This is a genomic window from Micromonospora sp. NBC_00617, from assembly GCF_045161355.1.
Taxonomy (GTDB): domain Bacteria; phylum Actinomycetota; class Actinomycetes; order Mycobacteriales; family Micromonosporaceae; genus Micromonospora.
The window spans coordinates 1,092,937-1,119,841 of the sequence record NZ_CP107751.1; the positions used below are offsets into that span (position 1 = coordinate 1,092,937).

General features: G+C 69.1%; 25 protein-coding genes. 9 read left to right on the forward strand and 16 right to left on the reverse strand.

The genetic code is table 11. The features are described from left to right. Positions 1-3: 3 nt before the first annotated feature. A complete protein-coding gene (locus OG505_RS04900; protein ID WP_405431293.1) occupies positions 4-1,290 on the forward strand; it encodes an MFS transporter in 1,287 nt (428 codons plus the stop codon). Between the two features lie 379 nt (positions 1,291-1,669). Here OG505_RS04900 and OG505_RS04905 read toward each other — a convergent pair whose 3' ends face one another. From OG505_RS04905 to OG505_RS04935, 7 genes are read right to left on the reverse strand one after another with little or no spacing between them, the layout of a single operon-like run. Beyond that, entirely contained in the window at positions 1,670-2,602 is a 933-nt protein-coding gene (locus tag OG505_RS04905; RefSeq protein WP_405431294.1) for an LnmK family bifunctional acyltransferase/decarboxylase, read from the reverse strand. Beyond that, on the reverse strand, positions 2,599-3,660 hold the full coding sequence (locus tag OG505_RS04910; protein ID WP_405431296.1) for a histidinol-phosphate transaminase: 1,062 nt from the start codon (positions 3,658-3,660) through the stop codon (positions 2,599-2,601). Before OG505_RS04910 ends, OG505_RS04905 begins: the two co-directional genes overlap by 4 nt. Then, positions 3,653-3,880 carry an acyl carrier protein gene (locus tag OG505_RS04915; protein WP_405431297.1) on the reverse strand — a complete coding sequence of 76 codons (228 nt, stop codon included), beginning with the start codon at positions 3,878-3,880 and terminating at the stop codon, positions 3,653-3,655. Before OG505_RS04915 ends, OG505_RS04910 begins: the two co-directional genes overlap by 8 nt. Continuing rightward, positions 3,873-4,937 (reverse strand): 4-hydroxy-2-oxovalerate aldolase, encoded by a 1,065-nt coding sequence (gene dmpG / locus OG505_RS04920; RefSeq protein ID WP_405431298.1) that lies wholly within the window; start codon positions 4,935-4,937, stop codon positions 3,873-3,875. The genes OG505_RS04915 and dmpG overlap by 8 nt, the downstream gene beginning before the upstream one ends. After that, positions 4,934-5,926, reverse strand: coding sequence for an acetaldehyde dehydrogenase (acetylating) (locus tag OG505_RS04925; RefSeq protein ID WP_405431299.1), 993 nt, complete (start codon positions 5,924-5,926; stop codon positions 4,934-4,936). Before OG505_RS04925 ends, dmpG begins: the two co-directional genes overlap by 4 nt. Then, on the reverse strand, positions 5,862-6,677 hold the full coding sequence (locus OG505_RS04930) for a 2-keto-4-pentenoate hydratase (protein ID WP_405431301.1): 816 nt from the start codon (positions 6,675-6,677) through the stop codon (positions 5,862-5,864). The genes OG505_RS04925 and OG505_RS04930 overlap by 65 nt, the downstream gene beginning before the upstream one ends. Then, a complete protein-coding gene (locus OG505_RS04935; protein ID WP_405431302.1) occupies positions 6,674-7,672 on the reverse strand; it encodes a class I SAM-dependent methyltransferase in 999 nt (332 codons plus the stop codon). The genes OG505_RS04930 and OG505_RS04935 overlap by 4 nt, the downstream gene beginning before the upstream one ends. Positions 7,673-8,108: 436 nt before the next feature. On the opposite strand from OG505_RS04935, the gene OG505_RS04940 reads away from it, so the two are divergent. Beyond that, positions 8,109-8,711: a response regulator transcription factor gene (locus OG505_RS04940; RefSeq protein WP_405431303.1), complete on the forward strand. Its 603-nt coding sequence runs from the start codon at positions 8,109-8,111 to the stop codon at positions 8,709-8,711. 20 nt (positions 8,712-8,731) lie between these two features. Continuing rightward, positions 8,732-9,346 (forward strand): LuxR C-terminal-related transcriptional regulator, encoded by a 615-nt coding sequence (locus tag OG505_RS04945; RefSeq protein ID WP_405431304.1) that lies wholly within the window; start codon positions 8,732-8,734, stop codon positions 9,344-9,346. A 126-nt stretch (positions 9,347-9,472) separates the two neighbouring features. Here OG505_RS04945 and OG505_RS04950 read toward each other — a convergent pair whose 3' ends face one another. The 3 genes from OG505_RS04950 to OG505_RS04960 all read right to left on the reverse strand — a co-directional run bounded on the left by OG505_RS04950 (position 9,473) and on the right by OG505_RS04960 (position 13,411). Then, the gene (locus OG505_RS04950; RefSeq protein ID WP_405431306.1) at positions 9,473-10,243 is read right to left on the reverse strand and encodes a thioesterase II family protein; all 771 of its coding nucleotides are present in this window, start codon (positions 10,241-10,243) and stop codon (positions 9,473-9,475) included. A gap of 364 nt (positions 10,244-10,607) precedes the next feature. After that, positions 10,608-11,579 carry a TauD/TfdA family dioxygenase gene (locus OG505_RS04955; protein WP_405434392.1) on the reverse strand — a complete coding sequence of 324 codons (972 nt, stop codon included), beginning with the start codon at positions 11,577-11,579 and terminating at the stop codon, positions 10,608-10,610. Between the two features lie 53 nt (positions 11,580-11,632). Beyond that, positions 11,633-13,411, reverse strand: a complete 1,779-nt coding sequence (locus OG505_RS04960) for a condensation domain-containing protein (RefSeq protein WP_405431308.1) — start codon at positions 13,409-13,411, stop codon at positions 11,633-11,635. Positions 13,412-13,769: 358 nt separating this feature from the next. Here OG505_RS04960 and OG505_RS04965 point away from each other — a divergent pair, with 358 nt between their 5' ends. Then, positions 13,770-15,239, forward strand: a complete 1,470-nt coding sequence (locus tag OG505_RS04965; RefSeq protein ID WP_405431309.1) for a class I adenylate-forming enzyme family protein — start codon at positions 13,770-13,772, stop codon at positions 15,237-15,239. Positions 15,240-15,245: 6 nt separating this feature from the next. Here the strand turns inward: OG505_RS04965 and OG505_RS04970 are convergent, their stop codons facing one another. Both OG505_RS04970 and OG505_RS04975 read right to left on the reverse strand, forming a co-directional pair. Beyond that, positions 15,246-18,224 carry an AfsR/SARP family transcriptional regulator gene (locus tag OG505_RS04970; protein WP_405431311.1) on the reverse strand — a complete coding sequence of 993 codons (2,979 nt, stop codon included), beginning with the start codon at positions 18,222-18,224 and terminating at the stop codon, positions 15,246-15,248. A 327-nt stretch (positions 18,225-18,551) separates the two neighbouring features. Next, the gene (locus tag OG505_RS04975) at positions 18,552-18,860 is read right to left on the reverse strand and encodes a phosphopantetheine-binding protein (RefSeq protein ID WP_405431312.1); all 309 of its coding nucleotides are present in this window, start codon (positions 18,858-18,860) and stop codon (positions 18,552-18,554) included. A gap of 253 nt (positions 18,861-19,113) precedes the next feature. Here OG505_RS04975 and OG505_RS04980 point away from each other — a divergent pair, with 253 nt between their 5' ends. Then, positions 19,114-19,656 (forward strand): phosphopantetheine-binding protein, encoded by a 543-nt coding sequence (locus OG505_RS04980; protein ID WP_405431313.1) that lies wholly within the window; start codon positions 19,114-19,116, stop codon positions 19,654-19,656. Next, complete coding sequence (locus tag OG505_RS04985) at positions 19,649-20,047, forward strand: hypothetical protein (protein ID WP_405431315.1); 399 nt, start codon at positions 19,649-19,651, stop codon at positions 20,045-20,047. The genes OG505_RS04980 and OG505_RS04985 overlap by 8 nt, the downstream gene beginning before the upstream one ends. Positions 20,048-21,287: 1,240 nt before the next feature. Here OG505_RS04985 and OG505_RS04990 read toward each other — a convergent pair. Then, a complete protein-coding gene (locus OG505_RS04990; protein ID WP_405431316.1) occupies positions 21,288-22,448 on the reverse strand; it encodes a hypothetical protein in 1,161 nt (386 codons plus the stop codon). Between the two features lie 18 nt (positions 22,449-22,466). Between OG505_RS04990 and OG505_RS04995 the strand changes: the two genes are divergently transcribed. Both OG505_RS04995 and OG505_RS05000 read left to right on the forward strand, forming a co-directional pair. Further along, a complete protein-coding gene (locus OG505_RS04995; RefSeq protein ID WP_405431317.1) occupies positions 22,467-23,033 on the forward strand; it encodes a TetR/AcrR family transcriptional regulator in 567 nt (188 codons plus the stop codon). Positions 23,034-23,188: 155 nt separating this feature from the next. Continuing rightward, positions 23,189-23,314 carry a hypothetical protein gene (locus tag OG505_RS05000; RefSeq protein ID WP_405431319.1) on the forward strand — a complete coding sequence of 42 codons (126 nt, stop codon included), beginning with the start codon at positions 23,189-23,191 and terminating at the stop codon, positions 23,312-23,314. On the opposite strand, the gene OG505_RS05005 is transcribed toward OG505_RS05000, so the two are convergent. The 3 genes from OG505_RS05005 to OG505_RS05015 form a co-directional block, all read right to left on the reverse strand. After that, entirely contained in the window at positions 23,266-23,916 is a 651-nt protein-coding gene (locus OG505_RS05005; protein ID WP_405431321.1) for a hypothetical protein, read from the reverse strand. The genes OG505_RS05000 and OG505_RS05005 overlap by 49 nt on opposite strands. Positions 23,917-23,927: 11 nt before the next feature. Beyond that, on the reverse strand, positions 23,928-24,194 hold the full coding sequence (locus tag OG505_RS05010) for a hypothetical protein (RefSeq protein ID WP_405431323.1): 267 nt from the start codon (positions 24,192-24,194) through the stop codon (positions 23,928-23,930). 382 nt (positions 24,195-24,576) lie between these two features. Then, positions 24,577-25,641: a saccharopine dehydrogenase NADP-binding domain-containing protein gene (locus OG505_RS05015; RefSeq protein WP_405431325.1), complete on the reverse strand. Its 1,065-nt coding sequence runs from the start codon at positions 25,639-25,641 to the stop codon at positions 24,577-24,579. A 103-nt stretch (positions 25,642-25,744) separates the two neighbouring features. Between OG505_RS05015 and OG505_RS05020 the strand changes: the two genes are divergently transcribed. Next, a complete protein-coding gene (locus tag OG505_RS05020) occupies positions 25,745-26,692 on the forward strand; it encodes a helix-turn-helix domain-containing protein (protein ID WP_405431326.1) in 948 nt (315 codons plus the stop codon). The last annotated feature ends 213 nt before the right edge of the window (positions 26,693-26,905 follow it).

Here is a 26,905-nt window from a genome sequence, read left to right on the forward strand (position 1 = left end):
GCTATGTCGACCGCGCCGTCTCCCGCACCGGGCACCACCAGACGGGCCCTTGCGGCGGTGTATGCCGCCGGCGCCGGGTCCGCCGTCGGGACCCAGATGACGACGCTCGCGCTGCCGTGGCTGGTGCTGGAGAGCACCGGCTCGGCACCGCGGGCGGGTCTGGTCTTCGCCGTGTCGGTGCTCCCCATGGCGGTGCTCGGATTCGCGGGCGGCGAGGTCATCCAACGGTACGGCGCACGCCGAACCATGGTGGTCATCGACTTCGCGCAGTTCGTGGCCATCGCGTCGATACCCGCGCTGGCCGCGGTGGGCCTGCTCAGCTTTCCCCTGCTCCTGACGATCGTCGCGGTGATCGGCGTACTCGGAGTGCCCTACTTCGCCGCGCAACGCGACCTGGCCACCGAACTCGCCGGTCCGGACCCGAAGGCGCTGATGCGGGCGAACAGCGTGCTGGAAGGATGCTTCAACATCGCCGCGTTGACCGGCCCGGCCATAGCGGGCGTGCTGATCGCGACGCTCGGCGCGGAGAAGGTGCTGTTGTTCGACGCCGTGACCTCGGCGGTGTCGGGTCTGCTGTTGTGGCGGTTCGTCCCGCGCACGCGGCGGACGGAGCCGGCGACGCCGGCACCGCAGGAGCGGCAGACCCCGGACCACTCCGGAATCCTGGCCGGGGTACGCGCACTGCTCCGGGACGACTTCCTGCGACGGGTGATGGTCACGACTGTCAGCTTCGGCTTCCTCATGCGGGTCCTGATGCTCGCGCTGCCGCTGCTGGCGTTCGCCCGCTTCGCCGGCGATGCCAGGGTCGGTGGGCTGCTGCTCTCCGGCTTCGGTGCCGGCGCGATTGCTGGGGCGGCCGTCAGCTATCTGATCGGCAGCCGGTTGTCCCCGACGATGGTCTTCGGGCTGGCAGCCTTCCAGCTCGTCCTGCCCTGGTGGGTGCTGCTGTTCGACGTGCCGGTGCCGGTCCTGGTCGCCGCGCTCGCGGTGTCCGGTGCGGCGCTTCCGTTGTCCAACGCTCCGTTCTTCAGCATCCTGGCCACCCGGTTCGCGGCGGACATCCGAGCGAAGGTGATCCAGGCGGTCATGACCATCAGCAACATCGCCGGCCCGCTGGGCTTTTTGGCCGGCGGGATGGCGATCGGCCGCTTCGGCGTGACGACGACCCTGCTCGTCCTCGCGGCCCTGTCCACCCTCGCTGCGGTCAACCTGGTGGTGGCACTGCGGCACTTCAATCCGGTGGCGCTGACCAGCCCGCAGCCCGAGCCTGCGACGGCAGCTGCTGGGTAGCCCGCTCGGGCCCAGTGCCCGCGAACCAGGGTTGGTTCCTCGCGGAACGGTTCACCCGACAGATGTGAAGGACGTGCTGTCCGGGCCGACGTCGGCCCGGACAGCACCGTGTGATGACGCGGAGGAAGCGCCCTGGTGCCCGGTCCTCCGACGACGATCGCGCGGGCGTAGCTCAAGGGCAGAGCTTCAGTCCGGCCGGTGCGGTGTGACGCCCACCCGGTGCGGGCGGTTGCGAGGACGCGGTGCGCAAGTGCGGCCCACCCGGTTAACGAAGGTCAGCTATGCGCTGATGGGCGCGGTTGCAGGTTCGCAACCGCGCCCATCAGCGTGGCCGGTGGGGTGCCGGCCGGGCTCGCAGTCTGTCGGGTCGACGCCGTCCTCAGGCCAGCGTCGAAGGGGTTTCCGTCTCGATCGCCGCGACGGCCAGCAGCCGACCGCTGGCGGAGTCGCGCAGTTCCAGGTCGGCGATCTCGGAGAGCGGGTCGGTGACGTTCTGCCATCTCCGGGCGGTGACGGTGAAAAGCGAGCCCAAGTCGGCGTTGCCGAAGAAGCCCACCTTCTGATCGACCACCCGCCGCTGGAGGAACTGCCGCTCGGTGCGGCCGAGCCCACGCCACAGACGCAACAGCGCCGTGTCGAAGATCGAGAAGTACGAGGCGAAGTAGACCAGCCCGGCGCCGTTGATGTCCCGTACGGCGTCCAGTGCGTACTCGAAGGACAGCTCGCCCCCGGCGACCGCGAATCCCGGCGGCGCCGGGGTGAGGAAGCTGCCCGCACCGCGGGCGCGGCCGACGAGCGTACGCGGTGAGAACTGATTGGGGAGTCGCGGCAGGTCGGCGTTGTCGAAGCCGTCGGGGACGGTTTCGGAGAGAACCCGGTTGCTGCCCGGATTGCCGCGCGCGATCCACCGGTTGAGCGTCTCCGCGTACATGCACTCCGGGTCCGGCGTCTCGTAGACCTCCGCCGGATCGAGGAACGCGGTGCCGAGGCCGGAGCCGGCGGGCGCGAGCCGGTGCAACGTCAGAACCGAGCCGCTGCCGAACTGGAAGACCCTCGACGTCACCTCAAGCTCGTCACCGAAGGCCAGGCCGTGCGGATGAACGACCTTCCCGCCCCGGACCCGGTAGTAGTAGAACGAGAGGTAGGTCGGTTGGCCTTCGGCGGTACGGGCGGCGTGCACGTTGGTGCGGCAGGTCTCGGCCACCGATTCCCACGTCCAGTCGCCGATCCGCCCGAAGATCAGAGAGCCGCCGCTGCACATTCCCGGCGCGACGATCACCTTCCGGTGAAGGGCTGTGATCTCGGACATCATCTCAGCGCTCCAGTCGTGAGTAGTTCCGGTGCGTTGCGGACGCGCCACTGGTGTACCGCCGCGAGGAACGCGTCGTTGTCCGAGGGCGAACCGAGCGACACCCGGACGCCCTCCCCGTCGAAGACCCGCAGCTCGATTCCGACCCGGGCACACCAACTGCCGAACGGGTCCGCGTTCTCGCCGAGCCCGAGCCACAGGAAGTTGGCCTGGCTGGCCGGGACCGCGAAGCCGTCGGCCAGCAGGGCAGCCCGCACCCGGGTCCGCTCGGCGATCGTCTGCCGGACCCGCGTCAGGAGCACGTCCTCAAGGGCGAGGGCGGCGACCGCCGCCTGCTGGGCCGGCGCGCTCACCGCAAAGGGCAGCGTCATCTCGCGCAGCGACGCCACGATGCGCGCCGCGCCGATGAGATAGCCGACCCGGAGCCCGGCCAGGCCGTACGCCTTCGAGAACGTGCGCAGCACCACCAGGTTGGGATACCTGTCGCACAACGCGAGACCGCCGGTTCCCATCGGCTCGTCGACGTACTCGAAGTACGCCTCGTCGAGGGCGACCAGGCAGGTCGGCGGGACGCGATCGAGGAACGCGCGCAGCCGGTCCAGGCCGAGCAGCGTACCCGTGGGGTTGTTGGGGTTGCAGATGACGACCAGCCGGGTCGTGGCGGTGATGCGATCGGCCATGGCGGCGAGGTCGTGCACGTCGTCGGCGAGTGGCACCCGCTCCGAGTGGACCCCCAGATGGCCGGCGAGGATCGGGTAGTACTCGAAGGAACGCCAGGCGTAGACGGCCGTCGCACCCGGCCCGGCGAGCTGGAACACCGCCTGGAGCAACGCACAGGATCCGGCGCCGACGGCCACCCGATCCGGTTCGACACCGTGCCGCCGGGCGAGCGCCACGGTCAGGTCGGTACACGCCGGGTCGGGATAGCGGTTGACGTCCCGGCTGCTCGCCGCGACCGCGGCGACGATGTCCGGCAACGGGCCGTGCGGTGACTCGTTGCGCGACAGGGCCCGGGTGACGGCATGGGACCTTCCGGCGGTCGGCCCCGCGGCCTCACGCACGACAGCGCTCCGCGACCAGCTCGGCGATATCGCCAACCGTCGCGAGTTCCAGCAGTTCGTAGTCGGAGATGTGGATGTCCAGCCGCTTGCTGAGCAGGTCCGACAGCTCGACCACGGCGAGGGAGTCGAGGCCAACCTCGACGCGATCGGCCGTGGCCACGACGTCCTCGGTCCGCATCTGCAGATCCTCGACCAGGATGGTCTTGAGTTGGTCAAACATGGCTTGTCGTCCGTTCAAGCTGACCCGTGGACCCGGCACGCAACGCGAGCGCCACGTCCTCGATGAGGTCCTCCTGCCCGGCCACCGCCTGTAGGCGGCCCAGTTCGAAGAAGACGTCGCGCGGGTCGACGCCCTCGCGGGCGGCGACGTCCAGCACCCGGTTCTTGAACCCGGAGAACACTCCGGCGAGACCACTCACCACGCCGATCGAGTCGATGGTGGGCGGCGCGGGCATCAGCTCCCGCTCGGCGATGTCCGCCGCGTCCAGCAGCCGATAGAGATCGATGCCGGTGTCATAGCCCAGCCGTTCGAGCACGGGCACGAGAACTTCCAGCTGCGTGTTGCCGGCCCCCGCGCCGAACCCCCGGGCGCAGGCATCCAGGATGGTGGCGCCCGCCTCGGCGGCGGCGATGGAGTTCGCCACCGCCATACCGAGATTGTTGTGCCCGTGGAACATCACCGGCACGCTGACGGCGGACCGGATGGCCGCGATCCGCGTGCCCACGTCCTGCGGCAGGTAGTGGCCGGAGGAATCGAGGATGCCGACGCCGGTCGCACCGAACTCGACGAGCCGCGTGCACTCCTCGGCCAGGCGCTCGGGACTGGCCATATGGCTCATCAGCAGCACGCCGTGTGCGTCGACGCCCGCGTCGCGCAGCAGCCCGAGGTGCCGCTCGGCCAGGTCGCTCTCGGTGCAATGAGTGCCGATACGGACGAGGTCGACGTCGTACGAGACGGCCAGCCGGATGCTCTCGGTCGTGCCCCAGCCCGGCAGCATGAAGACGCCGAGCTTGGTGGTGGTCAACGCATCCCGGACCACCGACAGCATCGCCTCGTCGCTGAGCAGGGCTCGGCCGGCTTGCAGGGACGAGGCGCCCAGGCCGTTGCCGTGTCCCACCTCGACGACGGGTACCCGGGCGGCGTCGGCGGCGGCAGCGTACGCCCGAAGTTGCTCCCGCCCGAGCTGGTGGCGGACGGCGTGGTGCCCGTCGCGCAGCGTCGGGTCGTGGATCAGGATCGATTGTCTCGGCGAACTTTCCGCAGCTTGTTGGCTCATGACACGACCTCCATGGCCTCGATCGGTCGGCGTTGCACCGCACAACGCTCGGCGACCCGGATCGCAGCCGAGTTGATGATGTCGAGGTTGCCCGCGTAGGCGGGTATCTGGTCGCCTGCGGAGGTCACCTCCACGGCGATGAACGCCTTGTTGTCGTTCACGATGCAACTCGTCACGGTGTAGCCGGTGGCGAACGCACGGACGTCGGCGGCGGCGGACGCCACGAGCGGGTGCACCGACTCGTGGGTCAGGCCCTCGCCGACCAGCGACATGGCCACCCTGAAGGTCGCCGGAGGACGAGCCGGACTGACGTTGAGGATGGCCTTCACGTCCCCGACGCCGGTGAACTCGCGGAGCGCGTCCTGAGTGGTCTCCACGTACTCATCGAGGTTCAGCCTGGTCCCGCGGCCGACGCTGAGCGTCGCGGCGGTCGCGACCACCTCCACGTAGTCGATGCGGTGCGCTCGGGTGATCGCTCGTACGATCGGCACCGATGCCTGCCCACCGCAACTCACCATGTTCAGGTCGCGGTGAGCGGCGGCCTCCGCGCCGTTGACCGTGGGGACGACCATGCGCCCGATCCGGCTGGGTGTGAGGTCGATCAGCAGCGTGCCGAGCGGTGCCAGCGCCTCGGCGTGCTCGGCGTGCGAGCCGGCGTTGGTGGCGTCGAAGACCACGTCGAGCGGTTCGTCGAGGTCGGCAAGTGACGACAGACCCCGGCTGGCGGCCGGCAGCCCCAGCCGAGCAGCCCGCTTGAGGCCCGGGCTGTCGGCCGTCCGACCAGCGACGAGGCGAAGGTCTAGTGCAGCGGAGCGCTCGACTTTCACCGCCAGGTCGACGCCGATGAGCCCGGCGCCGAGCACCCCAGCTGACAGCCGTCGTTCTGAATTCATCGAGGAGATCGCCTTCCTACCCGCGTCGGGACTACGTATTGGTGACGTGCAGAGTGACCGAGCCCAGATGATCGAATTCGGCGGTGTAGGTGTCACCGGGGCTCAACGGGACCGCGGCGTGCAGGGCGCCGGTCATGATCAACTGGCCGGCCTCCAACGTGACGCCACTTTCGCCCAGCAGGTTCGCCAGCAGCGCCACCACCGCCACCGGGTTGCCCAGGGCGTCGGCGCCCTGACCGGACGCGACCAACTCCCCGTTGCGACGGAAGGCCATTCGCACGAGCCGGTAGTCCAGCTCCGCGCTGGCCGGGATCGAGCGTCCCAGCACGGCCGCGCCGTTCGAGGCGAGGTCGGCGATCGTGTCGCCCAACCGGATGCGCCAATCCGTGATCCGGGAGTCGACGATCTCGAGACCGGCGATGACCTCTCCGATCGCCGCGTGGGCCTGCTCCACGGTGACGCCAGGACCGGTCAACGGCCTCGCCAGCCGAAAGACGATCTCGGCTTCCACCTTCGGCGAGATGAACTCGCCGCGAGCGAAGCACGCACCGTCCGCGCGGACGGTCGAGGCGAACACCGGGCCGTAGTCCGGGGCGTGGACCCCGAACATCTCCTGCATCGAGGCGGAGGTGAGCCCGGCCTTGTAGCCGATCACCCGTTCGCCGTCGGCGATCAGCAGTTCGGTCAGCCGGCGCTGGACGGCGTATCCGCCGGCCGCGTCGAGCGTGGGGCAGGCGTCGGTGAACGGAGCGATCGGCACGCGGTTGCTCCGCGCCTCGTACAGGGCCATGGCCATGCGCTCGGCGTCGTGCTCCGCCAGCGTCGCTGCTCCGCCGTTCCGGCTCATCGCGTGGCCACGAAGAGGCGGCTGCCGGGCATTCCCAGGGCGGTGCTGGCCACCTCGGAGAAACCGGCCTGCCGGAAGAGTTCGCACCACCGGTCCTCGGTCGGCAGCCGTACGCCCATCGAGCTCTCGTGCAGGTAACTGAAGAGGGCGCTGAAGGCGCGCTCGCCCGGCGTGTCCACGTACGGCACCGCGTCGGTGACCACCAGGCAGCCGCCGTCGGCGAGGTGCTCGCGGCAGGCCCGCAGGACGCCTGCGAAGACCTCGGGATGCTGAGCGACATCGTGCATGACGAAGCCGGCATGGATGATGTCCGCGCCGTCGAGTGCAGCGGGGTCGTCGACGAGCGTCTCGACGGACCGGTTGACCACCGTGAGCCGGTCGTCCACCTGGGCGTGGCGACCGGCGCGTTCGGCCTCCTCGCACGCTGCCGGGCTGAGGTCCAGGGCCACGCCGGTGCTGGTGGGCAGCTCGGTCAGCAGCCGGATCAGCAGCGCGCCCGCGCCGGAGCCGAGATCGACGATGTGTCGGGGCTTGCGGCTGATGATCTCGGACAGCACTCCGGGATAGAAACCGCGCGAGCCGATCCAGCGGGACGACACCGCCACCCGTCTGCCGTCGCGCTGGTGCTGGCGGCCGGCCGCGTCCGGCTCACGCAGAAACCGCTCCGCGTGATCGATGTACGGCCGGTTCGCGCTGAGCGACCAGGAGAGGTAGCCCGCCTCGTACCGCCGGTCCGCGAGCTCCGCGCAGGGCGTGAACGGCCCGGTCTCGGCGTCGCGCTCCAGCAGCCCGGCGACGGACATGGCGCGCAGGAAGAGGAGAGCGCGAGCTTCGGGAACGCCGGTCGCGGTCGTTGCCTCGGCCAGCGTGAACGGCGTCCCGCGATCGAGTAGCGGCGAAAGTCCCAGATTCTCGGCGATCTCCAGAAGAGTGGCGTTCGCCGCAAGGTCTGCGGCGATGTCACTGACGTCAGAACTAATCACTGGTTCACCCACGTCCTGCTGATTCGGCGATTTTTCGGTACCGACCCTTGCTTTTCCGATTCGTGTCCGTCCAGGTAGGAGGGCCGGAGATGAGCTGACGGCCTCCATCAACCGCTCCTTCCGTAACGGCGGCAATCGACGTTCTCGGCACGGATCTACAACGGTTGTCAATGTGCCACGGAAACACGGATCGCCTGCAGAGAAGAGTCGGCAGACATACGGGAAGGCTGCCGCCACCGGGTCGGCCGCCGGCGCAGCCGGCCGTCGCCTTACGGGTAGGACGACCGGCGCTGACGCGACGATGGCGAGTCGATGCTCCGCTATCAGGCTGCGCCGGCGGCCGACAGCGAGTCGACAGCGAGTCGACAGCGACCTGTTAGTTCGTCGCGGAACCATCCGGCCAGGACATTCCGACGCCACGCCCCGGCGTGACGACGAAGGAGGCGTGATGGGCGAACCGATGTGGGTCAACGTCATGGCGACCGACCCCGTGCTGGAGGCGGGCGTGACGAGCGCGATGCTCGGGTGCCCGGACATCGCGGTGGTGACGACGCGGGAGAAGGCGGCGGTCACGGTTCTGGTGGTCGACCATCTGGGCCAGGACGCGCTGGATTCGGTGCGGGCCGTCCGCACCGCCGCGGACCGGCCCGAGGTGGTGCTCGTCGTGCCCGAGGTGGAGCCGGCTGACGCGCTGCGAGCCATCGCGGCGGGTGCGCGCGGCCTGCTTCGGCGCCGGGAGGCGACCGCGGAGCGGCTCACCCGCACCGTGCTGGCCGCCGGTGAGGGGGACTGCACGGTCTCGCCGGACATGCTCGACCGGTTGCTCGCCGCGCCGGCGGTTCCGGCCGGCACCCTGGCGCCGAACATCAGCGACCGCGAGCGCGCGGTGCTGCGGCTGATCGCCGAGGGCCGGGAGACCGGTGAGATCGCCAAGGAGCTGTGCTACTCGACGCGAACGGTGACCAGTGTCGTGCATGACATCACGCGACGATTCCGGCTGCGCAACCGGGCCCACGCGGTGGCCTTCGCCCTGCGGGCCGGGATGTTGTGAACGGCGAACAGGAGAAGATCATGATGGCATTGACTGCACACGTGGTGGCCCCGAACGCGACCATCCGGGCCGAGGTGCTGGCCGCGCTGCGGCGTGCCGGCGTCACACCCGTGCCCGACCCGTACGAATCACCGGACACCGTCATCGTCACGGCGGTCGACACGGTGCACGAGGCGCTGACGGCGTGCCCGGCGCGGCCGCGGTCCATGGCGCAGCGGACGCTGCTGGTCGCCGACCGCTTCTCACCGACGGACGTGGTACGCGTACTGCGTTCGGGAACTCTGGTGATGCTCCGCTTCGCCGACGTCACACCGAGCCGACTGGCCGCTGCGGTGCAGGCCGCCCGGGACGGGGAGGTCCGGCTGCCGCACGAGGTACTGGTCGGGGTGCTTGGTGGCACCGGTACGCCGAACCAGGCCGAAACGTCCTGGACGGCCGGCCGGTCGCCGCTGACGCCCCGTCAGACGAGGGTGCTCGCGTTGATGGCCGAGGGCCAGGACAACGCGATGATCGCTCGGTCGTTGCTGTGCTCCAACCACACGGTGAAGAACGTCATCTACGACATGATGGCGCGGTTGCAGGTTCGCAACCGCGCCCACGCCGTGGCCTGTGGGGTAGCGGCCGGGTTGATCTGAGTCCGTCGTCCGTGGGTGCACACCGGCGTGCAGCCACGGACGACGTGTCACTCGGGTGCGGTTGGTCGTTCCCACGGTCGGCAGCGGATCAGCGGAGGCTGCGCGGGCGAGGCGACCGTGCCGTCGTCACCACTCGGCTGGCCGACGGCGGTCAGCGGCCGGCATCTGGTCACCGATGACCCGCAACAGATCGGCCGGCTCGGTCGCATAGCTCAATCCGGACCCGGGCAACTGCACCAGATCGGTGTCCCCGTACGCCGACCAGCCGGCCACCACCTCCGCCTCGATGCCCTGGTCCAGCCACCGAATCGCGGTCAGCGGACAGCGCAGCGGCGCCGGGTGGGGCACTTGATAGGCCCGCAACGCGGCCAGTTCGGCCCGGAGTGCCCGTGCGCCGGCCGCGACGATCGACGGCAGCGGGATGGTGCCCATGGCCACTGCGGTCGCCAGCACCCGCTCGGTCAGTTCGTCGTCGGTCGGTTCGGTGTGCGCCTCGCCGGCATAGCGGCTGAGGTACTGGGGTGCGGGACAGCCCGAGATGAACAGGCGCAGCGGTGCCGGCGCGCCCCGCCGGTCCAGCTCGACCGCGACCTGGTAGCCGAGCAGCGCGGCACCCTCGTGGCCGAACAACGCGAACTTCTCGACCCCTCGGCGCTTGAGGTCCGCCACGAGCTCCGCGGCCCGCTCCGGCAACCCTGAAGGGGGCTGGGCCGCAGACCGCGTTCCCGGTGCTTGGCCGCCCAGGTCGCCGACGACCGGCGGGCGGACAACGCACCATGGGCCGACGGTGTCGGGCCATCGGTCGAACTGGAAGTCACCGTTACCGGCGCTGGGTATGCAGATCAGCGTTGCGGTGCCGACATGCGGAGCGGTCCGCTGGTCCAACCATGAGGCCATGAGGAGGGTCGCCTTCGTTGACGGAGAGTAGGCAATTCTTGCTCAACCGTCGTCCCGGGCACCTTCACACCGCTATCGCCGATCGGGTAGGCAGCGGCCGGCGAGGAAAGCGTCGTGATGGGGAGCCGAAAACGGCCGGCCATAGCTTCGTTTCTGTCGGCGGCAGCCGGCACAAGAACCGAAGCAGACAAGGGGTACTGAGTTGCTAGTTTCAATGGTTTCCGGTCCGCGCCTGATCGTCCCGTCGGCCATGTCGGTGGTCGCTGTTGCCGGCGACACGCCGTGGGGCTGATCAGCCTCTCCCGGGCAGGCCGACGGAGGGCCGCCGCAGCGGTGTCCCTCCGTCGGTCAGGTGCCACCTTTCTCACGAAGCCGGAAATGGTTCGGCCATCGCCACGGCTATCTTGCGTGGCCCGGTGAACGGCTCACGGGCGTGAGCCGCAAGCATGTTGTCGACGACCAGTACGTCGTCGCGCTCCCAGTCGAAGCGGCGCTGGGCGGCTCGGTAACAGTCGCGCAGGTGCGCCACGACCTCGTCGGGGATTCGCCCGCCGTCGCCGTAGTACGTGTTGGTGGGCAGGTCCGCCTCGTCGAACATCTCCCGCAGCCCCTCGCAGTCCTCCTCGGGCAGCGTGGTCACGTGGAAGAACGTGAGGTGGTTGAACCAGACGGTCTCGCCGGTCACCGGGTGCTGGTGCACCGCCCGGCGGCGGGCCGTCGTACGCAGGCCGTTGCGCCCGACCCACTGGACCTCCACACCGCTACGCGCGCAGTAGCGCTCGACCTCCGTCCGGTCGGTGGTGTTGAACGCCTGCTGCCACGGCACCCCGAAGCCCTCGGTGAAGTTGCGTACCACCGTCCAGCCGCGCCGGGTGAATTCCTCCAGCACGCTCGGATCGATCGACCGTAGGATCCGGCGGGTGTCGGCCAGCGGCGTGGCACCCTGCGTGTCGGGCGGGGTGATGCAGTAGAAGAACAGCGTCAGCGGCCAGGTCGCCTGGTACGAGTTCTCGTTGTGCAGGAAGATCTCCTCGGTCGGTGGGTAGTCCGTCGAGGTGTAGACCTGGCCCTCGATGGTGCTACGCGGTGACGACCGCTCGGCGTAGGACAGCGGCGCACCGGACACCGCCCGGACGACCCGTTCGAACCCGCTGACGCTGCCGATGTCGAAGCCGCGCAGCAGGACCGCGCCGTGGGTGTGCAGCTGCCGACGGACCGATTCCCGGATCCCGGCGATCTGACTCTCGGCCGGTACGCCACTGCTGGGCGCGGTCAGCACAGCGGGCAGTGTCGACTCATCGCTTGATACCGCGGGTATGAGGCGTACGGGCGTGATGTTGCTCGTGGTCACCGTCGGCTCCCTTCATCGCATCTGGTGGTCGGGTCGGATCAGCAGGACCCCGGGTCGCCGGCTCCGACGTTTCGGCCGGATCCCTGGCGGCACACGTCGAGCCAGGCGCCCGGGTCGTCGGGGTTGTCCGGGACGCGTTCGCAGATGACGTAGCGCCGTGGTGTCATCGCCGTCGGATACGCCTTCACCGCTGCCAGGCAAGCGGCGTGGGCCTGTTCGGGGGTGCGAATGGCCTCGGTCCGCGCCAGATGAGCGACCAACGGCAGGCCGTCCACCTCCGCGAAGATCCTGGCACCGGTCGACGGCAGGCTGTCGTCGAGCAACCGTTGCACCTCGGCCACCTCGATCCAGCAGCCGTCCACGAGCAGCCAGCCGGGGCCCCGCTGCACCGGGCTGAGCGGGATCGAGTCGCGGATCCCTCGGGCGCCGAGGTCAGCGGACCCGGCCGCGATCAACAGGTTCTCGACCGCCAGGAGCAGCGATTCGACCTCGTCGTCGGGGATACGGCCGGTGTCGCTGCTCCAACAGCCGAGACGCAACTGTCCGTCGGTGCCGTAGAGATCGAAGCGGATCAGCGTGGTCCCGGCGGGCATCGGCTGCCGCCGCAGCTGCGTCGTGCGTCGCGCGGCGACCAGTTCATCCGGCGTGGGTACCGGTGCCGTGGCCCGTCCTGCCGCCCGACCGGACTCGATGACAAGGTTGTTGAACAGCGGTTCGCAATCGAATACGACGCCGCGCTCGTGCTCGATGCGGCGTGCGATGGCACTCTGCCGGTCCACGTCGTAACGGCCGTGCCGGCTCGCGTCGACCACGGCAGCCCACGCCTGCCGGACCAGCCGGTCGAAGGTGGTGTCACTGATCGTGAGCGTGATCGACGCGAGCTGCGCGAGGCTGCCGACGTGCTGCCGAAGGTGCGGCTCGAAACGATTGGCCGACAGGGTGGGGAGCACGAGTTCCCGTACGCCGGTCCGGTGCGAGAGCACCGCGCCGATCGCCGCCAGCACGACGCTGGCGCGACTCGTCCTGGTGCGCGCCGTCACCGCTCGCAACGCCATCCCGGCTGCGGCGGAGGTCATCTCGACGGAGACCGACTCGGTGCCGGCGGCGACCCGCGGGACCGGGTACAGGCACTGCGGCATGCGGGAGAACCGGTCTTTCCAGTAGCTCAGCACCGATTCCTCGTGCCGCAGGGCCTTGGGCGAACGTTCCAGGGCGGCCAGGTCCAACGGCTGGATTGGTGGTCCGCCGGCCGGTCGTGCATCGCGGTCACGGATCAGGTCCGCGAACTCCCGCTTGATGATCTCCATGGCCTGATAGTCGACCGCGAGATGCGAGCAGCCGATCACCGCGGCCTGCACCACCCCGGCGAAGCTGGTGGACGCGTCACCGGATGACACCGCGAGGGCGACCCGGACCGGCAGTTCGCCGATGCGGTACGCCCCCGCGGCGCGCAACCGCCGGGTAAGGTCCCTGGCCAGGCTGGCCCGGTCGACGAGTTGTGGGTCAGCGGCCTCGATCGCGTAAACCTCTACGACAAGCTCGCCGGTGGCCTGCACGAACTGCTGCGGTTCGACGCCGTCCACGTAGGTCGTACGTAGTCCTTCGTGCCGCTCGATCAGGACCGCGAGTGCTCGGGCGACGTCATCGACCACGGTCGCGGCCGGAACATCGAGTTCCCCCGCGACGGCCGCGAAGAACTGCTCCGACTCACGACGCAGCCACTGCAGAATGTTGTACTGGCCGATGTTGAGGGGCCCCTCGGCCGATCGCGTTCCGTGGAACCGCACGGTCACCGGTGGCCGTGGGACCAGGCTCACCGATCGCCCCCGACGCCGGGGCGCGCGGGTTCCGGCTGCCTGGTGGGTCCGCGTCGTCCGGGTGCTCGGCGCGGCACTGTCGATGTGCCCTGGTGAGACCATGTGCGCCAGGCTATTGAGCGCGCCACGCCGCGCAGTAGAGAAGGACCGGCAGCGACTCGGGGCTGGGTCGTGTGCGTTGTTCTGCCGGTTGTTCTCTGCGTGTGCCGGCCCTGGCGGGCCATCATCGACCTGCGTCCATCATGTGTGCGCCGGCCAGGTCTGCCGGGTGGGTCTGCGTTCGTCCACTCGGCCGGCCCGTCCGGCAGGTCGCCGACCGCCGGGTGGATGACGACGCACTCGATTGTGGGAGGCTCGAATGAGCGTATCGATCCGTCAGCGGATCACCGATATCGCGGAGATGTCAGCCGATCGGCCTGCGGTCGTCGGCTTCGACGAGAACTTCGTCGAGCAGGTACTGACGTGGCGGGAGCTGGCCGAGCGGAGCGGTCGACGGGCGGACGCACTGGTGGACGCCGCCGCCCGGGAGACCGGTCCGGGCGTGGTCGCGATCGAGGCGAACAACACGATCCAGTCGGTGGTCGACATCGTGGCCGTCCTCTCCGCGGAACTGCCACTGCTGCCGCTGAACCCGGCCTCACCCGTACCCGAGCGGGAAAAGCTCCTCAACTTCATCGGTCAGACGTACGGACAGGCCCAACTCATCGACGCCGACGCCGACGCCGACGCCGACGCCGACGCCGACGCGGGACGACCGGCGCGGTCGCCGGCGGCGATGGCCAGCCGGATCGCCTACCTGCTGCCCACCGGCGGCAGTTCCGGCCGGCCGAAGATCGCGATTCGGCCCGGACCACTCGGCTACGATCCGCACCAGGTGCCGTTGCCCCTGCGCCGTCGCGCCGGCTGGCGGGCCGGTCAGCGGCAACTGATTCTCGGCCCGCTGCACCACGCGGCCCCGTTCACCACGCTGCTGGACGGGCTCCTCGACGGCAACACCACAATTCTGCCGCCGTACTTCCTGCCGGCCTGGACGGTGGAGCTGGTCGAGCGCTACGCCGTGGAATGGATCCAGCTGACCCCGGCACACATGCGCACGATCCTGATGCTCCTCCAGCCCGACCCGGCGTCCTTCGCCAGCGTGCGTACGGTGATGCACACGGCTGCGTCGTGCGACTCGTTCACCAAGAAGCGGTGGATCGAGCTGGTCGGGCCGCAACACCTGTACGAGGTGTACAGCTCGACCGAGAACATCGGCGGCACCCTGGTGCGGGGGGACGAATGGCAACAGCGGCCGGGCACGGTGGGCCGGGGATTCTTTACGAAGATCAGCATCAGGGACGACGCCGGGAACCGGCTCGGCCCGGGACAGACCGGCAAGGTGTTCATGCGCGCCGGTCGGGTCTCCAGAGGAGACGCCTACCTGGGCAGCCAGGTGCTCGAAACGACGGCCGACGGTTTCGCCAGCGTCGGCGACTTCGGATGGCTCGACGCGGACGGCTATCTGTTCCTCACCCCCCGTCGGCACGACGTGATCAACGTGGGCGGTGAGAAGGTCTACCCCAACGAGGTCGAGGCGCAGTTGCTGGAACACCCCGCGGTGCTGGACGCCGTGGTGGTGGCGGCCGAGGACCAGGTGCTGGGCTCTACGGTCGGCGCCTACGTCGTGTGCAGGCCGGGAGCCTCGGTCAGTACCGGTGAGCTGATGGCGCACTGCCGGGCTGGTCTGGTCAACTACAAGGTGCCGACGCGGGTCACGTTCGTCGATCAGGTGCCGCGCTCGGCCGCCGGGAAGCTCGAACGTTGGCGGCTGGCCGGCCAGCGGGGCTGATCGCGGTCAGGTCTTCACCTCGCCGGCCGGCTCGTTCTTGTTGCTCTGCGTCATCAGCCGGCCGGCGGCCCGGCGCAGCGCGCCCAGCTCGTCGATGGAACGTGAGTGCCACGGGTTGTTCTCCTGCATCGCGAACGCGTTCGCGGCCTGCACGAAGAGATGTTCCGCGGTATCGAACTCACCCCGGCCCTGGTACACCCGGCCGAGGCCGAACAGGGCGTGTGCATGAACATTCCGCTCCTGCGTCATCCGGCAGATCTCGACCGCCTCGCTGAAGTGAATTTCGGCGGCGGTGAACTCGTTCTGCTCCAACATGGCCCCGCCGAGGCCGATCAGGGCGTAGGACTGGCCGATACGGTCGTCCTGCGCCCGAGCCAGATCCAGTGCCGACTGGAAGACAGCCTTCGCAGCCAGCGACTGCTTTGAGTCGGCAAACACCTCACCGAGCCGGTACAACGCCTGGGCCTGAAGGCGCCGGTTACCCAGCTGTTCACCCAGTGCGAGCGACTCTTTCGCCAGGATCTCGGCCCGCTCCGGGGCTCCGAGATCCAGGTGGCTACGCGCGAGTCCACTCAGTACATGGGCCTGTGCGCCCAGGTCGCCGACTGCCCGGAACTTCTCCAGCGCCTGCCCGTAACGCAGCACCGCCATGTCGGGTCGACCCTGGATCCGGTCCAGGTGCGCAAGGTTGCGCAGCGTCAATGCCACCCCTGCCTGATCGCCGACCGCATCGAACAAGCTCATCGCATGCAGCAGGTTCTCGCCATCGTCCTCGGCGTGTTGGGCTACGCCCAGCGAGCCGAGTGACGCCAACACGGCGGCCTTGCCCCGGCGATTGCCGGCCCTGCTGGTGGCCTCCAGCGCGATGTTGTGAGTCGTACGCCATTCGGCGAACAGGCCGCGCCTTTCATGCATGGCAACCGATACGGTGGCCAACTCCCAGCACAGTTCGTCCAGCCCCAGCTCTGCCGCCTGGCGGATCGCCACCTCCAGCGTGATGCGCTCCTCGTCGAACCAGGCGGTGGGATCGCCGAGGAAGCGGTCGAATTCGGCACGTGCGCCGGCCCATCGGGGTGCCGTGCCGTGCAGAACCGCGAACCGCCCCCCGTAGATTCGATGATGAGCCTCCTCGGCGAAGGCGAGCAGGGCACCGAGCGATCGGGTGACCGCCACTATGCAGGTCTCCCGGTCGTCCTGCGTCAGCCGGTGCTCGCTCGCAAACACCCGCACCAGCTCGTGGAATCGGTAGCGGGGTTGCTTGGTGAGCGCGGAAAGGTGGGCCTCCAGCAGCCGAACGTCCACGAGCTCGTCGAGGAGCGCCGTGGCCTGCCTCGAATCGCAGTCCAGCAGAGCCGCCGCGGTCCAGGCGCTGAACTCGTGTAGCTCCAATGCACTGAGCAGCCAGAACAAAGTCTGCGCCGGCACGGTGAGGGACTCGTACACGTCAGCGAGCAGCGAGCGGACCGCGACGTCACCGTGGGACAGTTCGTCCAGCCGAGACCGTTCGTCGCGCAGTCGGTCCAGCAGGGTGCCAACGGCCCAGTGCGGGTGCGCAGCCAGTCGCACCCCGGCGATCCGCACGGCCAGGGGCAGGCCACCGCACATCTCGGTCAGCGCCGCCGCGGCCTCGGGCGCCGCGGCGACCCGCTGCTCTCCGCAGATCTGGCCGAGCAGGGTAAGGCTCTCGTCGGCCGACATCATGTCGACGTCGACGGCTCGGGCGCCCGGGATGCCGGCGAGTCGGCGGCGACTGGTAATCAGCACCGCCGGGCCTGGCACGCCGGGGAGCAGGTCGGCGATCTGGTCCTCGTTGCCCACATCGTCCAGCACGATCAACAGCCGCCGCGTCGCGAGCTGGCTCCGTAGTAGGTTGATCCGCTGGCCGGGTGCGACCGGGATCGCCGCCGGGGCGACGCCGAGTCCGTGCAGGAGGTCGCTGAGTACGGTTTCGGTCGAGCGTGGCTGCGTGGTGCTCCCGTAGAGGCAGGCGTACAGGCTGCCGTTGACGAACTTGGCGCGCAACAGGTGCGCGACGTGCAGGGCCAGCGAGGTCTTTCCACAGCCCGGCGCGCCGGTGATGACCGCGATCGGCACCTGTTTGGTGTCCTCGCTGGTCAGCGTGGCGGTCAGGGTTTCGATCAGCGCCGCATGGCCGACGAAGTCCGGCAGATCTGCGGGCAACTCCTGCGGACGGTGCACGCTCGTGGCGGTCTCGGTTCGCTTGTCGTCCACTTCGCCGCTGATGCTGCTGTCCTGGCTGAGGATCGCGCGTTCCAGCTTGCGCAGGTACTGGCTCGGCTCGATGCCGAGCTCGCCCACCAGGTTGGTGCGGGCCGTACGGTACGTCGCCAGCGCTTCTGCCTGCCGTCCTGACCGATACAGCGCGAGCATCCGGAACCCCCACAGGCGTTCCCGCAGGGGGTACTCCGTGGTCAACGCGACCAGTTCCTCGACCAGTTCCCGATGACGGCCCAGGCCCAGACGGATCTCGGCGCGGTCCTCCAGCGCCATGATCCGCCGCTCCTCCAGACGGTGGGAGACGACTTCGGCGGCCCGGCCGGGCACCCCGCCCAACGCCGGTCCGGACCAGATGTCGATCGCGCGGTCCAGGTACGTCAGCGCCTCGTCCAGCCGACCTTTGGCTGCGGCGGACCGGCCCCGGGCGAGAGCGTCGTCGAACATGAGGTAGTCGAGCTGCTGACGGTCCACCCGGATGGAGTACCCGAGTGGGCTGGTGTCGATGATCTCCGGACTGCCGAGAGCCCGGCGCAACGCGGAGATGCAGATCTGGATTTGACCACGCGCGCTGGTCGGCGGGGAATCGTCCCAAACTGCGCCGATCAGCTTTTCCACGGTCACGACATGGTTGGCGGCCATCAGCAAATTGGCCAGCACTATACGTTGCCGCGGGGAGGTTATCGGCACGGGGGAACCATCGACCACGGCTTCCAATGTTCCGAGAACCCGGAACTCGACTCGCACCATGTCGGCCAGCATACGGTATCACGGAACGACGATCATCAATCACGTTTGTTCCGGAAGTCGTTCGGGCGGCAACCGGGCGCACTCGAGCGGGGCCGCGGAGCAGGGATACCGCGAGTAACCTCAATTCGTCGGGAGGCGGTTTGACCGGTTACAGATCGTCTTACTGATGAGCTGTGACGGACGAAACCCCGGTAAATTCTGAACGATAGTTTGGTCGCTCGATGTCGTGAGGATCCGGCATGTCGTGTGGTTCCGGCTTGATCGGTTTGTCCGACCCGCGGGATGAGGCAGCGCTGCTTCGGTCCCGGAGCCCACCGGACCTGTCGCTCACCGGCGCCTGATGGGCGCAATCTGTTCGGCGACGGGGTAGCCGGGCAGGGCCGAGGCCAGAGTCGCGACGGTCGGCCAGTCGAACAAGGCCCGCTCCGGCAGCTGCCGGTCCAGGGCGACGCACAACCTGGCCACGGCCTGCGTCGCGAGCACCGAATGGCCGCCGAGGTCGAAGAAGTTGTCGTGTCGCCCGACCTCGTCGAGATTCAGTACCTCGGCCCACACCTCGGCGATGGCCCGCTCTGTAGTAGTGCTTGGCCTGTCCTCTTCGACGAGCGACGACTGTGCATAGCTGATCTCGTTCATCGTCCATTACCCCCTGGCCGGTGACAATATGGCGTCGAATAGCGAACAGTCGCAGGTTCGCCACCCTCGGGAGAATTGTGGTTCCCTCCGCCGGCGCGGGCAAGGATAGGCGGTAAGAAGCAACGGCAGTCAACCACTTCCGGAACTTCTGCCGATTCTTCTCTGCGACCACTCAAGCTTCCGTGGCACATTGGCGACTGTTGTCAATCCGCGCCGTCGGCTCGGATTGCCGCCGTTACTGAAGGAGCGGTTGATGGTTGGCTTGGCAGAGCTCGCATCCACCCTGCTGGGGCATCCGGCCGTGCGTGATGCCCGGGCGACGACGATCCGCCACGACGATCGGGACGTCACGATCGGCGTGGTCGAGTTTTCCCAGTACGTAAGCGGGCCGGAGCTTCGTGGCTACGTGTGGGACCGCCTCGGTGCGGGCTGTGGATTGGACGGTGTGTTGCTCGTCGACACCATGCCGCTCGCCGGCAACATGCTCGACACCGAATACGTCCGGTCCGCCGTCATCGCCGGCACGTGCACCCTGTTCGAAGGTCCGGTCGACGGCGTCGAAGAGCGGCTCCTGTCGATCTGGGCCAGCACCATGAACCTCAAGTGGATCGGCGTGCACGACGACTTTCTGGACCTCGGCGGCGACTCGATTGTTGCGGTCGAGGTCCTTGCGAAGATCGAGGACGAGTTCGGCACGGCGCTGGACGTCTACGACTTTATGAGCACCTACCACATCCGCGGCGTCGCCGGCCTTCTGAGCGAACCTCGGGTACTGCAGCAGCAGGTAGTTGAGTAGGCGGCGTGGGGCCGAGCTGCCCAAGCTTCTTCAACAAGCCGGCTGGGAGACCGTCGCGCCAAACAACGGCGAGCAGCGCCGGAGCTGGCTCACCAACCAGCTCCGTCAACGTCGAGACGCACCCGGGGCCATCGACGCGCTCGTCTGCCGCCTTGCTGACCGAGGTGAATACGTTCAGCGCAACGAGCCCTTGGCCGCCGCCGAGGTCACCGAGCTACTCAACAGCGTCCTCGCCATCGAAGGCTTCGAGATCGCACACAACCAGGGGCGGCCCCTCATCCGTCCCGATAAGCAGCCAGAGAACCAAGAGCAGCAGTCACCGGGCGTCATGCTCCACGTGGCCATGGCAGACATCGTTCGCGACGCTGACCTCGCGGTCGTCCGCAGGTGAAGATCGGCCATGCTCCAGACCGCGATACCGTCAGCTTGTGTTGGCCCGTGATCAACGCGGCCCTTAACGACTTGGCGGCCACCGCAACATGACAGCGAGGCTGAGGCTGGCCGCTCGACGTACTCAATATGGCTAAACGATTTGTGCGCCAGCAGGCTCCGGCCCTCGTCGGCGCGGTGACCAGCGCAGGCTTGAATGAGAGCGGTGAACCTCCTGCGCTAAGTTCCGAAGAACGCGAGCGTTACGGCTGCCGGCACGTCGACCGACCGAAAGCGCGCCAAAGGCACAGTACCGTTTGCGTTTCAGGCTGGTAGTTCAGCCAGCCTGTCTCAGCAGGCCCTTGATGCGAAGGCCATGACGGTCAGCCGCCGCTTTCGCCCGCGGAGTGGGCAGGAAAATTGATACACGGTGGCCGCCACGTTGCTCGGAGAATCCGATCAGGTCCTGCGCAGTCAGCGCGTTCGACAAGTTCATCCTCGCCTCTCTGACAGGAGCATTGGGTGTTCGCCGGCGCAGGCATGTGCCGGTGAGATCACGTGACTGATAGCCTGGCCGCCTCCGTCGCCCGGGAAACAGGGCCGCCGCCTCCTGTTCCGGGCCGGCAAGTTGCCGGTCAACGGCAGGATCATGCGGTTGCCCGGGAACAACCCAGCTCGACATCGCCGTCTGCACATCTGGCCGATCGCGCTGCGTCGCCACGATCGGAGACGACAACAGCGGTCGTGGTGCTCGGAGGTGTGCGCTGTCCTGTGGGACACGTTGTGGATCCCACCGCCCCGGATTGCCGACGCTCGGCAACGGTGACCGGCTCGACGCGATCGCGTTGCGCGTTCCCGAGCGGCGGCGTGGCGTACCGTGGCGACGCCAAGTCGCTGATCTTCGCGCGGGCGTGCGTGGTCGGTTACGGTGGGTTTCGCTCTGTGTCGGCTGGGCCCGCCAGGTTCGGCGGCGCGCTCGTGGAGGTCGAGAGTCCGTGATCGATCGATCCGCAGCAGGTGCAGGAGGCAAAGCGCCGACTCGGGGCGAAGCTTGCCGAACGGCGTGGTTCGCTGGGTCTTACTCAGGCTGATTTGGCTGTCCGGGTGAACAGCAGCCGGAGCACCTAGCCGGGGTCGAACGCGGGCAGCAGGTGGTTGATCAACGTGCGAGGGGTCGGCGTGGCCAAGTGGTGCCGGTGATCCGGCCGTGAGCGGTTTCCCGGTGGACACCCAGGCTGTCCCGGCTTTGGCGCTGGCGGCGGCTATGTTTCGAGGATCTGGTACTCGCCGCCGCAGGACTCGGCCAGGTTAGGGCCGAAAAGCGCCGCCGGGGTGTACGCGCCTGGCTTACTCTGTCCGCCGAGTAGTCGGCGGACTATCTCGGCCGGCACCGCGCCCGTCCAGGCCTGAGCCTCGCCGACGCGCAGCCAGCCCTCGCGCGTGCTGCCGTCCGCCCACTCGATGACGGCGTGGCCCCACGAGTGCTCGCGAGGCTTCGGTGTCGCCTTGAACCGCACCGCGGCCAGCCGCCGGCGCGCGAAGGCGCGGACCGGCCCGATGTTCAGCAGCGCGGTCGCCGCTGGCAGGATCGCGCGTACGACCGGCGATGCCGGGGCCTCGCTGGACGCGGCGACCACGTCCGCGGCGCCGCTGGCCCGCTGGGCGGCCATCAGCTCGCCGAGCGGCATGCTCGCCGTGGTGACGGTCGAACCGTCTGGCAGGACGAGCCGGATCGGGTCGCCGGCGAGTTTGTCGGGCACGAGTCGGCCATCGCGGTACCGCCGGCCCTGGAACCTCCTGCCGCCCTCAACCCCTGGCAGGCCCTCCACGAGGGTGCCCGCGAGCGCGTCGCCGACGACGCCGGCCTCGACGATCAGCGATGGAACCATGTCGACTCGGACCCGCCGCGGGATCGGGCGTCCGTCGCACAGCTTCACCACGATGCTCTCCGTGGCGGTCACGCCGAACCCGGCACCGGTGACAGCGGTGCGCCCGGCGGCCGCGAACGCGTCGCCGCGGTCGAGGGTCGCGGATACCGCGGCGAGGTCGTTGGCCAGGTCGAGATAGTCGCTGGACGGCAGGCACGCGTCCAGCAGCGGCGTGGCGGTGTCGGTGAACGGCCCGATCGTGTTCACGACTACGGCCGGCCGTTCCCGCCGGATCGCGTCCGCCGTCTCGTCGACGGATCCGGCCACCACCGTCGGCAGGCCGTTTGCCGCGGCCGCGAGCCGTCCGGCGTCTCGACCGACCAGTACCGGCCGGATGCCCTGGTTCTGTAGTTCGGCGGCGATCGCCCGGGCGCTGCGGCCGGTCCCGCCGAGAATCCACACGTCTGTCATGGCACAGCTCCGCCCTGGTGCGGCGAGCGTCCCAGTGACGACACGCCGTGTCATGACTATATCGTCAATGACACGCCATGTCATCGTGGGTATGATTCCGGGATGGCACGATGGCAACCCGACGCGCGCGAACGGCTGCAGCAGGCGGCCCTCGATCTCTTCGCCGAGCAGGGCTTCGCCGCGACCACCGTGCCGGCGATCACCGCGCGGGCCGGCCTGACGACGCGCACGTTCTTTCGGCATTTCGCCGACAAGCGCGAGGTGCTCTTCGCCGACGAGGCCGAACTGCCCGCATACGCCGAGCAACTCGTCGCCGAGGCGCCTGCCGACACCAGCCCGCTGGCCATCATCCTGGAGGGTCTGCGTGCCGTCGCCGAGGCTCGGTTCGAGGGCCGTAAGGACACCATCCGGCAATGGCGAGCCATCGTCGCGACCGACGCCGGCCTGCGCGAGCGTGAGCTGCAGAAGCGGGCCACGCTGGCCGCCGCGCTGCGGAACGGTCTCCACGCCCGCGGCCTCGATCCGACCCGGGCCGCCTTGCTCGCCGAGACGTCGGCGACCCTGATGTACGTGTCGGTCACCGCATGGCTCGAGACCGACGACGACCGCAAGCTCTATGACATCATCGAGAGCACCCTCGCCACGCTGCAGGCAACCCTTGATGCGTAGTGCGATCTCGGGCCATCCCCACGGGCCCAAACTGTGCTCGTAATCTTGAGACTCCCGAACAATGCTCCGAGACCGTCAGACATCGACCCCACCGACCCTCGTCGAACTTCCGCGGCACTCTGAACAGCGGCCGCACCGGCACCGGACCCGAGGTCATGGCCGCCCTACGCAACGCCGCGATCGGCGCACTCCGCACCGCCGGCATCACCAACATCGCCGCCGCGAGCCGGCATCACGCCCGCGACAGCACCCGCCCGCTGGCACTGCTCGGCATCACCTGACGACTTTGCCGGGGCCCTGAGGTAAGCCCCAACTGGTGGCTGAGGATGGCGAGGAGCAGACCGGCGAGGGCTCCGATGACGAGCATCCACCGCTCGCGGCGGACGCTCTGCCGCCTCTCGGCATCAGCTCGTTCGGTGGCCTCCTGGTCCCGTTTCAGAATTGTCTCGGTGCTGCTGAGGGCCGTTTCGGTCAGCCGCACAAGACGATCGAGGGTGGTTCTGAGGCCCGGTGGCACCCCCTCGGAACGCGCTGCGTCGTCGGTATCCCGCAGGCTCTCCACGATGCTGCCGAGTTCCGTTCGCTGGCGGTTCAGCTCTGTGGTCTCTCGGTGGAGGTGGTTCCGTTCCGACAGGTGGGGATCGAGGTTCTCCCGCTCGACCAGGGCGTCAACGGTGTCCCGGAAGGCTCTGCGTCGCGTCGAGCGCGCCCAGGACAGTGCGCCGAACGACGCCAGCCAACCCGTGCCCCACAGCAGCGTGGGCAGGTCACCATCTTCAACGGGGAGATACGAATAATGGTCCGGAAGGATCATCGTGGCCGTGCTGATCACCCAGCTGTGGAAGGCCAGGGACGCAATGCTGACCGGCACGGTCGCCAGCACGGCCAGGCGGATCAGCGGTCGGCCGGCTCGCCACTTTCTTTCCACCACCAAGGGTGGGTCGGAACATCCCCGACGCTCAGCGCGTCATGTACTCGTACCTTTCCTAGCAGACGGCTGTCCTCACGAACGGAGTGCTCCCGCCCGAGATAGGCGTAGGGCAGAGCCCAGTAGACAACCACCGCCAGCAGGCCGGTCACTACCGACGCGGCACGTCCGGCGAGGGTCAGGCGTGCCAGCATCAGCAGAATCAACGAGCAGAGTCCGGCCAGGAGCGCCACAGGCAGAGGGTGGGTCCAGGAATCGATGATGATTCGTCCCCGCTCGTCGCGTCTGGTCCTCGATCGGGAGCGGTGGTCGTCCGGTGACCGCATGCCACACAGCATGCAAGACATGGTCACCCCTCGTGAGCCCCGTCTGATCGATGCTCCCTGGGCCCAATCCGGTCGGCGCTGGATGTGGGTATTCTGCGAGCCTTGACCTACGGAGAGCCACCGACGGCCTCCACGAGCTTCTCGGTGGCATCGAGGCCGGACCGGAAGATCCGCCGTTTCCGGCCCTGGCCCTGATGGTGGCGCATTGGTGGCTGCGCCTGCCGCCACAGATGCTGCACGCAGCCGTTAGCTGAGGCGGCGCCGCCGCCGATCCGGCGGTGCGCCAACGCTACCCCCTCGAGAGGGGCGACCGGCTACGGACGTCCGCCGGACGGTGCACCGTGAGGTGCGTGGAGAGGGCGTCGAGGAAGTCCACGGCGTCGAAGGCCGCGCCCGCGGAGACGACACCCTTCGTCCGGGTACGCCCGGTGCGGATGCGGTCAACGGCCTCCACCGCAAGCGGCGCGCTGACGGCGTAGATGTCCTGACCGCTAGCGGCCAGTCGGCGTTCCATGTCGCCCGACCGGACGAGGACGTCGACGACGAACGTCTGCGCGGAGCCGCCCCGCTCGTCGACGGCGGTCGGCGCGGTGGGTTCGGGAGATCCCAGGTCCGCGGCCGCCTGGGTGGTCATGTAGGTGCGGACCTCGGGCACGGCCAAGTGGCTGGGGATGGTGACGACGTCGGCCATGGTGAACTCGCCGAGCACGGGCCGCGGGCCGAGTGGGGCGGGAAAGGGCCACTCCAGGGTGGGCAGCGCGTCGTCGTGGTGACGCAACCGGCCGCCGGTGAAGCGGAGGCGGCGGCCACCGCGCCGCTGGGTCGAGACCGCACCCGAGGCCAGCGTGCCGCCGGTGGGGTGCCAGCTCGTCAGGCCGTACGCGACATGCACCTCGTCCGCGGCCGTCCAGTCGCCCATCGCGGCGGTGGCCAGCAGGTCACCGAGGCCGCCGAAGAAGGCCATCGCGGGCACCACCAGGGTACCTGCGGCGCGGGCGCGCTCGGCGTGGTGCGCGAAGGTGTCGAGGTTCGCCTCGATCTCCGCCGCCACGTCGACGTAGGGGATGCCGGCGCGCAGGGCTGCCTCGACCACCGGGCCGGCGGTCGAGGCGAACGGCCCGGCGGCGTTGATCACGGCGTCCGCGCCGTCGAGGGCCCGGTCGAGCGAGGCCGGATCGTCGACCGACGCCGGTCGTGCCTCAGCATGCGGATGGTCCTGGGCCAGCGCCAGTAGCCGGTCCCGGTCCCGGCCGAGCAGCAGCGGGACCAGCCCGCGCCTGCGCAGCTCGGCCACCACGAACCGCCCGGTGTGCCCGTACGCGCCATAGACCGCGATGTTCCCGATCGTCGCCATGTCCAGCTCCCTGTGCCTCGAAGTGATCCACTGCCAGAGATCCTCATCGGGCCGGATGATCGCCGCCAGTGTCTGGAAGGACGCGCCCCATACAATTCCCGACATGGCTGTCGTCCCGCGCTCCGTCGCCATCGCCGCCACCGACGGGATGCTCCACTTCGAACTGGCCCTGGCCTACGAGGTCTTCGGCTCGCCGCCCGACGCCGTCCCCGGCCCCTGGTACGACGTGAGCGTCTGCGGCACGAGGCCGGTGCGGGTCGGCCGGTTCCTGCTGGAGCCGGACGGCGACCTGGCCGACCTGGCCCGCGCCGGCACGGTGATCGTCCCCGCGCTCGCGGACGTCGACGCCGACCCGCCGGCCGACCTCGTTGCGGCGGTACGCGTGGCCCACCGGGCGGGCGCCCGGGTCGTCTCCCTGTGCACCGGGGTGTTCGTGCTCGCCGCCGCCGGGCTGCTGGACGGCCTGCGGGCGACCACACACTGGGCACACACCGGGCAACTGGCCGCGCGTCATCCCCGGGTGACGGTCGACCCGGACGTGCTCTACGTCGACAACGGCGAGGTGTTGACCTCGGCGGGCAAGGCCGCGGCGATGGACCTCTGCCTGCACCTGGTCCGGCGTGACCATGGGTCGGCGGTCGCCAACATCGTCGCCCGTCGCCTGGTGGTGCCGCCGCACCGGGCGGGTGGCCAGGCCCAGTTCGTCACCACGCCGGTGCCGGTTCGGGACGACCATCCGCTGGCCGATCTGATCCCGTGGGTGATGCGGCGGCTGGACCAGCCGCTCACCGTGGCGGACCTGGCGCGGCAGGCGAACCTGAGCGCCCGCCACCTGACCCGGCAGTTCCACGCGGTCACCGGCACCACCCCGCTGCAGTGGCTACTGATCCAGCGGGTCCGGCGCGCGCAGGAGATGCTCGAGACCACCGACGACGGCGTGGACGCGATCGCGGCGGCCGCTGGCATGGGCACCGCGACGACGCTGCGCCGCCACTTCCAACGCTCGGTCGGGGTGCCGCCGGACACCTACCGCCGCACGTTCAGGGCATGACCGTCACCGGTGCGCCGGATGGGGCTTCGACACCCGCATGGGAATCAGTCTCCGGCGGGTCGACGCCCGTTGTCATACGCCTCGCGCAGGCGGTGATGGCTACGCGGTGCCGCTGCGCTCAGTCGGTCAGGGCGACCAGGCATTCGTAGAGGCCACGTTCGTAGGCGTGCACAGGTCGATGTGGAGCGTTGCGGGTGAGCCTGCCGGAGTCCG